Origin of the sequence: Ochrobactrum sp. SFR4, from assembly GCF_019730395.1 — a bacterium.
GTDB lineage: Bacteria > Pseudomonadota > Alphaproteobacteria > Rhizobiales > Rhizobiaceae > Pseudochrobactrum.
In genome coordinates this window covers 259,314-271,369 of the sequence record NZ_JAAPBB010000005.1, presented here as the reverse complement: position 1 = coordinate 271,369, position 12,056 = coordinate 259,314, and the positions used below count along the sequence as shown (strand labels likewise).

Here is a 12,056-nt window from a genome sequence, read left to right as displayed (position 1 = left end):
TCATTTGAACCGCTCTATCTTTTTTTACGCATTTCCGAACGCAAAACCGGTTCCCACTTTTGCTGGAAATGCTCTGACGCCTCTTGCAGGCTCCGCTTAAAAGCGGTTCTATAAGCCAAACAGCCTGCCTGTTCATAACGGGCAGGCCTCTCTATTAGGTAAGCGGTATTCATGGCTGTCGAGTTAAAACCACTACAGGCGCTGACGTTATTACAGACCGTTTCCCTGTCGCAGGTGCGTGACGAAACCCATGACCTGACATGGCGGCAAATGGCCATTCTGCTGACAATCTATCTTGAAACACCGCCCCATACAGTACGTGCGCTGGCTGCACGTCTTGGCGTGACTAAACCTGTTATTACCCGTGCGCTGGATACGATGGGCACGATGGGGCTGGTCAGCCGTCATCGCGATCCGCAGGATCTGCGTAATGTTCTGATTAAACGAACTGTCAGCGGTGCGCTCTATGTTGAAAGACTGGGTGACCGCGTTATTGCAAAATCCAGGGAATTACCTTTATGACCCAGCCTGACCGTCGTCTCCACGCCTATCGCCCCGATCTGGCGGATAGTGCTTTACGCGGAAAAGTCGATGCCGCGGCCTTCACAGAAGGCAAGCGCAAACGTGTAATCGTTCCCGTCAGCGATCTGCGCAGCAAGCCTGAACTTAACAGCGGCCCGCAGAGCCAGATTCTCTATGGCGATGAAGTCACCGTTTTTGAGCAGGCCAATGGCTGGAGCTGGGTGCAAGCTGTACGCGACGGCTATGTCGGCTATATGCCCGATAGCGAACTGGGTGAAATTGGCAATAAACCAACCCACCGTATCTGTGTGCCGCGCACTTTCATCTATTCCGGTGCTGATCTGCGTTTTCGTCACACATCGACTCTGTCGCTCGGCTCAGTCGTTGAGATCACCGAATTTGTTGAAAACCGTGGTAGCCATTACGGCATGTTGCCGGATGGTACAGCGATATTCGCCAAGCATCTGCGGGCGATCAACGAGACTGTTGCCGATTATGTCACCACAGCCGAAAGCCTGATTAACACGCCTTATCTCTGGGGCGGTACGTCCGGCTTCGGTATTGACTGTTCCGGTCTGGTGCAGCTTGCCATGCTTGATGCAGGGCGCGATGTATTGCGCGATTCCGATATGCAGGGCGATCATCTGGGTGATGTGATTGATGCCGGTGATGATTATGCCAATCTGCAGCGCGGCGATCTGGTGTTCTGGCCGGGTCATGTGGCGATTATGGCTAGCCCCGACATGATGATCCATGCCAATGGCCATACCATGACTGTAGCCTATGAGCCGCTGCGTGAAGCGATTGAGCGAATTGCGTATCTTTACGATTTACCTTCTCACTTCCGCCGCCCATAAAATAAAAAAGCCGCCGGAATTTCCGGCGGCTTTTTTGTAAGCTCAATATTTCAAACCTTTGGCGGCAATACGCGGTCCGGTGTGCGATGACCGTCCCAGAAGGCGCGGATATTGACGATCACTTTATCGCCCATATCAATGCGCCCTTCCAGCGTGGCAGAACCCATATGCGGTAGCATTACGACTTTGCCCTCTGAAGCCAGTTTCAGCAAGCGCGGATCAACTGCCGGATGCTGTTCAAACACATCAAGACCGGCACCGGCGAGCTTGCCCTGCTCAATCTGATGGATCAGCGCATTTTCATCGACAATCTCGCCGCGAGACGTATTCACCAGATAAGCATTTGGCTGCATCAGCTCGATGCGACGCGCTGAAAGCAGATGAAATGTTGCCGGTGTTGACGGGCAGTTGACAGAAATAATATCCATCCGTGCCAGCATCTGATCGAGACTGTCCCAATAAGTCGCTTCCAGCTCTTCCTCAACTGCCGCATGAACCCGCTTGCGGTTGTGGTAATGGATAGCAAGGCCAAAAGCTTTGGCACGGCGTGCAACAGCGGTGCCGATGCGCCCCATGCCGACAATACCAAGGCGCTTGCCCCAAATGCGCCGGCCAAGCATCCATGTCGGCGACCAGCCCGGCCATTCACCGGAAGTGGAAAACACATTTGCACCCTGCACAAGACGACGCGGCACAGACAGAATCAGCCCCATCGCCATATCCGCAGTATCTTCTGTCAGAACATTCGGGGTATTGGTCACAGCGATACCGCGCTTTGCAGCAGCAGTTACATCCACATTGTCCACACCATTGCCGAAATTGGCGATCAGTTTCAGATTGGGGCCTGCTTGCTCAATCAGTTCCGCATCAATCACATCGCGAATCGTCGGTACCAGCACATCGGCCTCGCGCATGGCCGCAGCCAGTTCTTCACGCGACATTTTATGGTCATCAATATTCAGGCGCGCATCAAACAATTCGCGCATGCGCGTTTCAACAGGATCCGGTAATTTCCGGGTAATGACGACCAATGGTTTCTTTTTGCCCGACATTTCTACCCCTTTGATGTGTCGCGTTGAGACCTCCTTAACCAAGAAGGTGCAGAGTGCGGCATTGTCATGGTTCATACACTGTCTAGCAAGGCAGACGAACAAAGACAAAGAAAAAGCGCCGGTTCTGGTCTCCTAACGTCATATTGATCTTACAGACCAATCTTGCAAACCGTCGGGACAACTATACCAGAATATAAGCCGGTCAGGACTGCGAATGAAACAGCATATGCATAAAACAGAAAAATCAAATTTTTGTCTGTTACTGGCTATAGGCCTGTTTTCCTGCCTGTTTCTGCTGTCACCTTTATCCGGCACGCATAATGCCTATGCACAGGACACTTCTGAAGGAGCGGAAGCCTCTTCCGCGGAAGAAGGCCCTTCCGGTGAAGATGCGCCGAGTAAAGAAGCGGCCTCATCTGCCAATCTGGGGCCAAGCGGTTTACCGATCCCGCGTTTTGTCAGCCTGAAGCCTGCCCGCGTGAATATTCGCGTCGGTCCGGGGCGCGATTATGCGGTTTCATGGCTTTATACCAAATCCGGACTGCCGGTTGAGATCATTCAGGAATATGACAACTGGCGCCGCATCCGCGACGCTGACGGCACAGAAGGCTGGGTTTATCAATCACTACTGGCCGGCAAGCGCACTGCTATCGTTGCTCCGTGGGAGCGCGGTAAGGCGGATAATGTGATTGATCTTTATGCCAGCGCCAGCGACACATCCCGCGTTATTGCCCGTGCTGAAGCAGGCCTAATCGCCAATATCCGTGAATGCACCGGCCAGTGGTGTCAGCTCGAAACACAGGGCACACGCGGCTGGATCCGTCAGGGAAAAATCTGGGGTGCCTATCCGGATGAGGTTTTTGACTAGAGCATAATTCCTTAAACTTGGATCAGTTTAAGGTAAAATTATGCTCTAATTTTAAAGTGTTAGAGCGACCTTTGTGTGCCAAGTCTGACACACGGCGCTCTGACCGGAGCCTTGATCCGCTTTTAGAATATCTGGTCTTTCATGGTGTTTTGCGCGCATCTGTCCCCTTCTCAAGCTAAGGGAAAAGCGGTAAAAGCCGCGCCATGAAGGATCAAACAGCACCCAACCCGCATCATCCGGCCTCTGACACTCCATTAAATGTCACTGCCTCCGGTAATAATCTGGCCAATAGCCGCAAGGTTTTTGTCAAAACCTATGGCTGCCAGATGAATGTCTATGACAGCCAGCGCATGGCCGACAGTCTGGCCGCAGAAGGCTATGTCACCACAGATAGCCCCGATGATGCGGATATGGTTTTGCTCAATACCTGCCACATCCGCGAAAAAGCCTCCGAAAAACTTTATTCCGCGCTGGGTCGCCTGCGTAATTTGAAAAATAAGCGTCAGGCGGACGGCAAAGATCTGATTATCGGTGTTGCCGGTTGTGTGGCACAGGCTGAAGGCGATGAAATTCTGCGCCGCTCACCGACTGTTGACCTTGTGGTCGGCCCGCAGACTTATCACCGTTTGCCGCAGGCACTCGCTCAGGTACGTGAAGGCCGTCAGGTCGTCGATACTGAATATGCCGTGGAAGACAAGTTTGAACATCTGCCGCTTGCAAGCCGCGAACAGGTACGCAAGCGTGGTGTTTCCGCATTTCTGACGGTGCAGGAAGGCTGCGATAAATTCTGCACCTTCTGCGTTGTGCCTTACACACGCGGTTCAGAGGTTTCGCGCTCCGTTGCCCAGATTATCAATGAAGCGACAAAGCTGGTTCAGGCTGGTGTGCGTGAACTGACCCTGCTTGGCCAGAATGTCAACGGCTGGCACGGCGCGGGCGATGACGGCCGCGAATGGGGCTTGGGAGAACTGCTCTATCGCTTAGCGGAAATTCCGGGCATTGCCCGTCTGCGTTATACGACCAGCCATCCGCGCGACATGGATGATGCGCTGATCAATGCTCATCGCGATCTCGATATTCTGATGCCTTATCTGCATCTGCCCGTGCAGGCCGGTTCCGACCGCATTCTGAAAGCGATGAACCGCAAACATAAAGGCGAGGATTATATCCGCCTCATCGAACGTATCCGTTCCGTGCGCCCTGATCTGGCACTGTCCGGCGACTTCATTGTCGGCTTCCCTGGTGAAACCGATGAGGATTTTGAAGACACGATGCGACTGGTGCGCGAAGTGGGTTATGCGCAGGCCTATTCGTTCAAATATTCATCCCGTCCGGGTACTCCCGGTGCCGACTTGCCGGATCATGTGGAAGAATCCGTCAAAGATGAACGTCTGCAGCGTTTGCAGGCGCTGCTCAGTGAACAGCAATATGCTTTTCAGGATAGTCTTGTCGGTACGGAAATGGATGTTCTGCTTGAAAAACCGGGACGTCTTGAAGGGCAGATGATCGGCCGCTCGCCATGGCTTATTCCGGTAATCATTGAAAATAATCCGGGTGAAGTCGGCGATATAATCCGCGTACGTGTCAATTCCACCGGCACCAACAGCCTTGTCGCCGAAAAATTAGCTTAAAGCATTTCCAGCAAAAGTGCGAAGCGGTTTTGCGCAGGATAATGCGTAAAAACAAAAAAAATTTAGAGCGGTTTCAAACGTCAATTTTAACTGAAACCGCTCTAAATAACGCCGGCCTTTGGCCGGCTCTGCTTTCCCGCGTGACAGTGTCATTAATCTGTACCATAATCGTGTCAGATATGATCCGTCACGGCGGATCAGCGCCTTTTCGTACAAAGGACGCTCCGACAGTTTAAATGTAAAGCTAAACCGCAATCAAGGAGAGCCGGTTGAACGTCACCACGGGCAAACAGGTTAGCAAAGAACTGAAAAAACCCGCCACCACAATCCCTGCCCTGCAGGATGGCGCTTCTGATATGGCTCATATAGTCCTCGATTTTGACAGCAACCGGCTGGCGAGTGCGTTGTTTGGCCAATTCGACGAGAATCTCGCTTATATTGAGCAAAAACTTGGTGTCGATGTCCGCTCCAAAGGCAATCAGCTGATCCTGCGCGGTGAAGCAACTGCCACAGCACAGGCGCGGATGGCACTGGATCACCTCTATTCGCTTTTGCAAAAAGGTCACGATCTGAGCAAATCCGATGTCGATGGTGCCTTGCGTATGGCTGCAACTGCAACGCCGGTGCGTGATGACCAGCTGAGCCTGCCGACCCTTGAAACCAAAACCCGCCTTTCCGCGGCACAAATCTCCACACGCAAAAAGACCATCTTTGCCCGCACGCCGACGCAGGATGCCTATATGCGCGCGATGGAGCGCTCGGAACTGGTATTTGGCACCGGCCCTGCCGGTACCGGCAAAACCTATCTCGCTGTTGCCCATGCGGCCATGCTGCTGGAGCGCGGACTGGTAGAGCGGATTGTATTGTCACGCCCTGCTGTTGAAGCCGGTGAGCGGCTTGGCTTTTTGCCGGGGGACATGAAAGAGAAGGTCGATCCCTATCTGCGACCGCTCTATGATGCGCTTTATGACATGATCCCTGCGGATAAAGTGGAGCGGGCATTGGCTGCCGGTGTGATTGAAATTGCACCTCTGGCCTTCATGCGCGGGCGCACACTGGCACATGCGGCTGTTATTCTTGACGAGGCGCAGAACACCACATCCATGCAGATGAAAATGTTCCTGACCCGTCTGGGTGAAGGTTCGCGCATGATTGTCACCGGTGATCCGAGCCAGATCGATCTGCCCGCCGGTCAGAAATCCGGCCTTGTGGAAGCGCTGGAAATTCTGGGTGATGTTGAGAATATTATCACCGTACGCTTCAGCGACAAAGATGTTGTGCGTCATCCGATGGTTGCGGCCATTGTCCGTGCCTATGAAAAGCGCGGCGCTGCCAGAACGCTGAAGCATCATAAAGACAGCGTTACCGAGGGTGAAAACACGCCGCCGGTAACCTAAATAGGCTCTTAGATTACAACCTGACTTTTACAACAGCCCGTCTTTTTTCAGGCGGGCTGTTGTCTTAACAATAAACCGGTTCATGAAATAAAAATGATTACAATCGACATCCTCATTGAAAGCCCTCTTTGGGAAACCTCTTTGGGAGACGACACTGAAACCTATGAAATACTTGCCCGATCCTGCGTTGATGCCGTGTGGGCGCGGCTTGAGCTGCCGCAGCAAGAGACCGAGCTCAGCCTTGTTCTGACTGACGATGCCTCGATCCGCACTATTAATGCGCAATGGCGTAATAAAGACAAAGCCACCAATGTGCTGTCTTTTCCGGCCTTTGACATAGCACCGGGCGATGCTCCGGGGCCAATGCTCGGCGATATTATTATTGCGCGGGAAACTGTCGAACGCGAAGCTATTGAAGAAAACAAAAGCTTTAATCAGCACCTGCATCACATGATCGTGCATGGCTTGCTGCATCTGCTTGGTTACGATCATGAAGACGATGAGGAAGCAGAGGAAATGGAGGGACTGGAGCGCGAAATTCTTCATGCTCTTGCCATACCTGATCCTTATACTGTACATTCAACTGATAATGAAAACGATTGACCATGGCTGATCAGACTAATCACAATTCTTCAACGGGCGCTGTTCACAGCGACGCGGTTTCCCAGAACGATCCGGAAGCGCAGAGTACGGGGCAAAATCCTGCACGAGCGGCAGGATCTGAAAAACGCTCACTCCTTTCCGGACTATTTCCGTTTCTCCGATCGCGCCAGACCAGCTCGATCCGCGAAGATCTGACGGATGCCCTGTCCGATGATACAGGCGGTGACACAGCTTTTTCTGCCGAAGAAAAAGCAATGCTCAACAATATTCTGCGCCTGCGGGAGCTTCGCGTCGATGACGTGATGATCAGCCGCGCCGATATTGAAGCGATTGAATATTCAACTCCGCTGGGTGAGCTGCTGGAACTGTTTGAGTCCTCTGGCCATTCCCGTATGCCGGTTTATGTTGAGACGCTAGATGATGCGCGCGGCATGATCCATATCCGCGATGTTCTCAACTACATCACCCGCATGAGCAGGCAACAGCCTGCCGGTTCGGAACAGCCGGCCGCTGCCAAGCGCTATGATCTGTCCAAAATTGATCTCACAACACCGATCAATGAACTGAACCTGATGCGCAAGGTGCTGTTCGTGCCTTCCTCCATGCTGGCAAGCACCCTGATGGCGCGTATGCAGGCAAGCCATATTCAGATGGCGCTGGTGATCGACGAATATGGCGGCACAGACGGCCTCGTCTCGCTGGAAGACATTGTTGAAATGGTTGTCGGCGATATCGAAGACGAGCATGACGACGAGGAATTGTCCCTGATCCGCAATCCGGACGGCTCCTATACCGTCGATGCCCGTGCGGAACTGGAAGAGCTGGAACAGCTGATCGGCGTAGGCTTTACGCAGGGTGAAGACAGTGAAGATGTGGATACGCTCGGCGGTCTTATCATCTCGGCACTGGATCATATTCCCGAAACCGGTGCGATTATTGATGTGTTGCCTGCCTACGAGCTGGAAGTGCTGGAAGCCGATTCACGACGCATCCATAAAGTGCGCATCACACCGCGAAACGGGGATTATTTCCAAGGTTAAAGCGCCGAGCGCCCCATCGGCGCGCAAAACTCGCTCTGACACTTTAAAATTATGCTCTAAACAGCATCACAATCTATTAAAACACCGCCGCAACCGGCGGTGTTTTTTTCGCTGTATTCTCTTCTCAGTTTTTCTTAATCTTCGGCTCATAAACTAAGTAGAGCGCCGTGTGCCCTTTCGGGCACGCAAAGGTCGCTCTACACTTTATACTTACAGCCTTATCCCATTGAGAGACCAAATATAGTGAGCAGCCTTTATCTCCGCCTGACTGAAAACCTCTCCGGCTGGCGTAGAGCGCTCCTGACCATTCTCGCCGGTGCAAGTGTCACGCTGGCATTGCCGCCGTTTGATTTTTTGCCCGCAGGATTTATCGGCTTTCCGCTGCTGGTGCTGTTGATTGACAGTTCGGGAACAGCAACCGCAACCGGATGGAGGCGCCTGCTCCCCGCTTTTCGCACCGGCTGGTTGTTTGGTTTCGGCTATTTTCTCGCCGGTCTCTGGTGGATCGGCATGGCATTGCTGGTCGATGCAGAAAACTTCGCCTGGGCATTACCGTTAGCTATTCTCGGCCTGCCTGCTTTTCTGGCATTTTTCTTCGCCTTTGCTGCCGCGCTTGCACGGATATTCTGGGGTGCCGGCCTCATCCGTATTCTGGTGCTGGCCATCGCACTCGGTATTACAGAATGGCTGCGCGCCTTTATTCTCACCGGTTTTCCGTGGAATGCGCTCGGCTATATGCTGATGCCGACGCCGCTGCTGATGCAATCAGTCACCATTACCGGCCTCTATGGTATGAATATTCTGGCTGTGGTGATTTTCGCCATGCCCGCTCTATTGTTTGGCGATAAACGTCAGCGCTATGGCTGGCGCAGCGGATTAATTATCGCTTGTGCCCTGCTGATTGCCCATGCCGGCTATGGCGCATGGCGTTTGCAGCAGGCACCGGCATTGTCAGAGCAAACCGCAGATGCACCCGTTATCCGCCTGGTACAGGCTTCCATTGCGCAGGATGCCAAATGGGATAATCAGCTGCGCCGCGCGATTTTCGACAAGCATCTTGATCTCAGCACCCGCCCGCCAGCCAATGGCCAGCCGGTGCCTGATGTGATTATCTGGCCGGAAACCTCTGTTCCCTATGTGCTGCCACAGGTCGAAGAAGCGTTGAGCGCCATCGGCAAGGCACTTCACCCGAATCAAATGCTGCTGGCCGGAGCGGTGCGCGGTGAGGGAGAAGATCTCTCCGCTTATTATAACAGTATTTTCGCGGTGAATGCCGCCGGTCAGGTTTCCGCAACTGCCGACAAGGTTCATCTTGTACCATTCGGCGAGTATCTGCCGCTGGAAGGCCTGTTGCGATCTTTGGGTATGCAGGAAGTGGTGGAATTACCAGGCGGCTTTACCGCAGCACCCGCGCGTCACTCCATGAATATCAGTCCGAAACTCACACTGCTGCCGCTGATCTGCTATGAAGCAATTTTCCCTTCCGAACTTGGCTATCAGGGTAAAAGCGTTGATGCGATCATCAATATCACCAATGACGCATGGTATGGTAATACACCTGGGCCCTATCAGCATTTCCGGCAGGCACAATTACGCGCCGTGGAACAGGGACTGCCTTTGTTACGTGCTGCCAATAACGGTATTTCAGCAATTACTGATTCCTATGGTCGAATCACTCAACACCTGAATCTGAATGAAGTCGGAATTATTGACGGTCGTCTGCCGCCAAAAGCGACAGGCTTCTGGCGCAAACCGGCAGGAGAAACACAGTTCTTCACACTTCTGTTCATCTTGCTCGTAATTTCATGTGGTTTACATGCCATCCGTACCGAGCGTTTCGGTTGACATCATATTTTTGATGTTATGATATACACATGAAACTGATGAAATTTCAGATGAACCCTATAATTCTTCGAAAAATATGCTGATTTAAGCAAACCATTTTTCATCAAGAAAAGCTCGCATAAGCGAGGAGCATTTGTGAATGACTGAGAATAAAAAAAAACCCAATCCCATTGATGTTCATGTGGGCAGCCGCATCCGGTTGCGACGGAACATGCTTGGCCTCAGTCAGGAAAAACTCGGGGAAAATCTAGGCATTACCTTTCAGCAAATTCAAAAATATGAAAAAGGCACCAACCGCGTCGGTGCCAGCCGCCTGCAAGCAATTTCATCCATTCTGAGTGTACCTGTTGCCTTCTTTTTTGAAGATGCACCGGAACAAGCCGGACAGCAGAATGGCGGCTTTGCCGAAGACAATGAAACAACTTATGTTGTTGATTTTCTTCACACGAGTGAAGGTGTGCAGCTCACACGTTATTTTACAAAAATCACCGATCCGAAAGTGCGCCGCAAAATCATTGATCTGGTAAAAACACTTGCCAATGATGATGAGTAACACCCAGAGCAGTTCACAATCAGAGTGAAACTCATAAAAAGAATCCCTGAAACTGACCTATCTCATTGTTTTGTTGCATTATAGCAGGTGCTTAATGCGACAGGTTGGCAGCTTCTTGCGCTAAATCTCGCACATAAACACATGCAGATAGTTGTATATCTTGTCATTTCGTGCTGATTATACGCGCAAATAACGTCTGATTTCTTTATAGAGCGATTGCTTCACCTTCATTCCGTAACGGACAGGCTTTTCTGAAAGCGGCCTGAGACGGCTTGAAAACGGCGCGCAATGAATTATCAGCAGTTTGTGCGCAGAAATGCACATTGCTGAAAGCAACTGTTTCTCCGGAGAGTACAATGCTCCGCAGATTTTCAAGAGGGGTTTCCCGTGTCACGCAGTTCATATCTTTTCACCAGTGAATCAGTATCCGAAGGTCATCCGGATAAGGTTTGCGATCGTATTTCCGATGAAATCGTAGACATGATCTACAAGGAAGCACGTAAAACCGGTGTTGATCCGTGGTCTGTACGTATTGCCTGTGAAACCCTTGCCACCACCAACCGCGTGGTGATTGCCGGTGAAGTGCGTGTACCGGACACTTTCCTGAAAAAAGACAAAGCCGGTGAAATTCTGCTCGACGCCAAAGGTCATAAGCAGATCAACCCTTCCCGCTTCCGTTCCGCTGCACGTAAAGCTATCCGTGAAATCGGCTATGAGCAGGACGGCTTCAACTGGCGCAATGTGAAAATCGACGTGCTGCTGCATCCGCAATCTGCGGATATTGCGCAGGGCGTCGATAATGCTGCCGACCGTCAGGGGGAAGAAGGTGCGGGCGATCAGGGCATTATGTTCGGTTATGCCTGCCGTGAAACACCGGATCTGATGCCGGCGCCTATCTATTATGCCCATAAAATTCTTGAGCTGCTTTCTGCTGCCCGCCACAAAGGCGAAGGCGATTATGGCAAGCTCGGCCCTGACGCAAAAAGTCAGGTTACTGTGCGCTATGCCGATGGCAAGCCTGCGGAAGTCACACAGATTGTGTTGTCGACCCAGCATCTGGATGCCTCATGGGATTCCGCAAAAGTCCGTCAGGTTGTTGAACCTGTGATCCGCGAAGCCCTCGGCGATCTGCCGGTTGCTGCAAATTGCAACTGGTACATCAACCCGACCGGTAAATTCGTCATCGGCGGGCCGGATGGTGATGCCGGCCTGACCGGACGTAAGATCATTGTGGATACTTACGGCGGTGCGGCTCCGCATGGCGGCGGCGCATTTTCGGGCAAGGACACTACCAAAGTTGACCGTTCAGCCGCCTATGCCGCGCGTTATCTGGCCAAGAATGTGATTGCTGCCGGTCTTGCGGACCGCTGCACCATTCAGCTGTCCTATGCGATCGGCGTAGCCCAGCCGCTCTCGGTCTATGTTGACCTGCACGGCACCGGCAAAGTTGCCGAGAGCGATGTGGAAACCGCGCTGCGTCAGGTGATGGATCTGTCCCCGACCGGTATCCGCAAACATCTCGACCTTAACAAGCCGATCTATGCCAAGACCGCATCTTATGGCCATTTCGGCCGCAAAGCCGGTCGCGACGGCTCTTTCTCATGGGAAAAGACAGATCTGGTCAAAGCACTGAAAGCTGCGCTTAAGGTATGATTTCATTCTCAATATTCTGGATTTCAGGGCACCAT

Annotated in this window: 11 protein-coding genes; 10 read left to right on the top strand and 1 reads right to left on the bottom strand. The window is 52.3% G+C overall.

The genetic code is table 11. From position 1 onward, the window contains the following. The first annotated feature begins 171 nt into the window (after nucleotides 1-171). On the top strand, nucleotides 172-522 hold the full coding sequence (locus tag HBA93_RS08805) for a MarR family transcriptional regulator (RefSeq protein ID WP_075653991.1): 351 nt from the start codon (nucleotides 172-174) through the stop codon (nucleotides 520-522). Further along, nucleotides 519-1,379 carry a C40 family peptidase gene (locus tag HBA93_RS08800; RefSeq protein WP_221723010.1) on the top strand — a complete coding sequence of 287 codons (861 nt, stop codon included), beginning with the start codon at nucleotides 519-521 and terminating at the stop codon, nucleotides 1,377-1,379. The genes HBA93_RS08805 and HBA93_RS08800 overlap by 4 nt, the downstream gene beginning before the upstream one ends. 50 nt (nucleotides 1,380-1,429) lie before the next feature. Here the strand turns inward: HBA93_RS08800 and HBA93_RS08795 are convergent, their stop codons facing one another. Then, on the bottom strand, nucleotides 1,430-2,431 hold the full coding sequence (locus HBA93_RS08795; protein WP_116088692.1) for a 2-hydroxyacid dehydrogenase: 1,002 nt from the start codon (nucleotides 2,429-2,431) through the stop codon (nucleotides 1,430-1,432). 214 nt (nucleotides 2,432-2,645) lie between these two features. Between HBA93_RS08795 and HBA93_RS08790 the strand changes: the two genes are divergently transcribed. The 8 genes from HBA93_RS08790 to metK all read left to right on the top strand — a co-directional run bounded on the left by HBA93_RS08790 (nucleotide 2,646) and on the right by metK (nucleotide 12,021). Beyond that, nucleotides 2,646-3,299: an SH3 domain-containing protein gene (locus HBA93_RS08790; protein ID WP_353619332.1), complete on the top strand. Its 654-nt coding sequence runs from the start codon at nucleotides 2,646-2,648 to the stop codon at nucleotides 3,297-3,299. A 203-nt stretch (nucleotides 3,300-3,502) separates the two neighbouring features. After that, nucleotides 3,503-4,930: a tRNA (N6-isopentenyl adenosine(37)-C2)-methylthiotransferase MiaB gene (gene miaB, locus HBA93_RS08785; protein WP_121992082.1), complete on the top strand. Its 1,428-nt coding sequence runs from the start codon at nucleotides 3,503-3,505 to the stop codon at nucleotides 4,928-4,930. A 356-nt stretch (nucleotides 4,931-5,286) separates the two neighbouring features. After that, complete coding sequence (locus HBA93_RS08780; protein ID WP_221723058.1) at nucleotides 5,287-6,327, top strand: PhoH family protein; 1,041 nt, start codon at nucleotides 5,287-5,289, stop codon at nucleotides 6,325-6,327. A gap of 93 nt (nucleotides 6,328-6,420) precedes the next feature. Continuing rightward, nucleotides 6,421-6,930 (top strand): rRNA maturation RNase YbeY, encoded by a 510-nt coding sequence (gene ybeY / locus HBA93_RS08775; RefSeq protein WP_121992083.1) that lies wholly within the window; start codon nucleotides 6,421-6,423, stop codon nucleotides 6,928-6,930. 2 nt (nucleotides 6,931-6,932) lie between these two features. Next, nucleotides 6,933-7,970 (top strand): hemolysin family protein, encoded by a 1,038-nt coding sequence (locus tag HBA93_RS08770; protein WP_221723009.1) that lies wholly within the window; start codon nucleotides 6,933-6,935, stop codon nucleotides 7,968-7,970. Between the two features lie 243 nt (nucleotides 7,971-8,213). Then, nucleotides 8,214-9,815 (top strand): apolipoprotein N-acyltransferase, encoded by a 1,602-nt coding sequence (gene lnt / locus HBA93_RS08765; protein ID WP_502910063.1) that lies wholly within the window; start codon nucleotides 8,214-8,216, stop codon nucleotides 9,813-9,815. 139 nt (nucleotides 9,816-9,954) lie between these two features. Then, nucleotides 9,955-10,368 (top strand): helix-turn-helix domain-containing protein, encoded by a 414-nt coding sequence (locus HBA93_RS08760; protein ID WP_121992086.1) that lies wholly within the window; start codon nucleotides 9,955-9,957, stop codon nucleotides 10,366-10,368. A gap of 387 nt (nucleotides 10,369-10,755) precedes the next feature. Beyond that, nucleotides 10,756-12,021 carry a methionine adenosyltransferase gene (gene metK, locus HBA93_RS08755; protein WP_121992087.1) on the top strand — a complete coding sequence of 422 codons (1,266 nt, stop codon included), beginning with the start codon at nucleotides 10,756-10,758 and terminating at the stop codon, nucleotides 12,019-12,021. Nucleotides 12,022-12,056 lie beyond the last annotated feature (35 nt).

What these genes read in the sequence shown, in the direction of transcription:
- HBA93_RS08760 (WP_121992086.1), top strand. Translation starts at nt 9,955, where the DNA reads ATGACTGAGAATAAAAAAAAACCCAATCCCATTGATGTTCATGTGGGC.
- HBA93_RS08800 (WP_221723010.1), top strand. Translation starts at nt 519, where the DNA reads ATGACCCAGCCTGACCGTCGTCTCCACGCCTATCGCCCCGATCTGGCG.
- ybeY (WP_121992083.1), top strand. Translation starts at nt 6,421, where the DNA reads ATGATTACAATCGACATCCTCATTGAAAGCCCTCTTTGGGAAACCTCT.
- HBA93_RS08780 (WP_221723058.1), top strand. Translation starts at nt 5,287, where the DNA reads ATGGCTCATATAGTCCTCGATTTTGACAGCAACCGGCTGGCGAGTGCG.
- miaB (WP_121992082.1), top strand. Translation starts at nt 3,503, where the DNA reads ATGAAGGATCAAACAGCACCCAACCCGCATCATCCGGCCTCTGACACT.
- HBA93_RS08805 (WP_075653991.1), top strand. Translation starts at nt 172, where the DNA reads ATGGCTGTCGAGTTAAAACCACTACAGGCGCTGACGTTATTACAGACC.
- HBA93_RS08770 (WP_221723009.1), top strand. Translation starts at nt 6,933, where the DNA reads ATGGCTGATCAGACTAATCACAATTCTTCAACGGGCGCTGTTCACAGC.
- HBA93_RS08790 (WP_353619332.1), top strand. Translation starts at nt 2,646, where the DNA reads ATGAAACAGCATATGCATAAAACAGAAAAATCAAATTTTTGTCTGTTA.
- HBA93_RS08795 (WP_116088692.1), bottom strand. Translation starts at nt 2,431, where the DNA reads ATGTCGGGCAAAAAGAAACCATTGGTCGTCATTACCCGGAAATTACCG.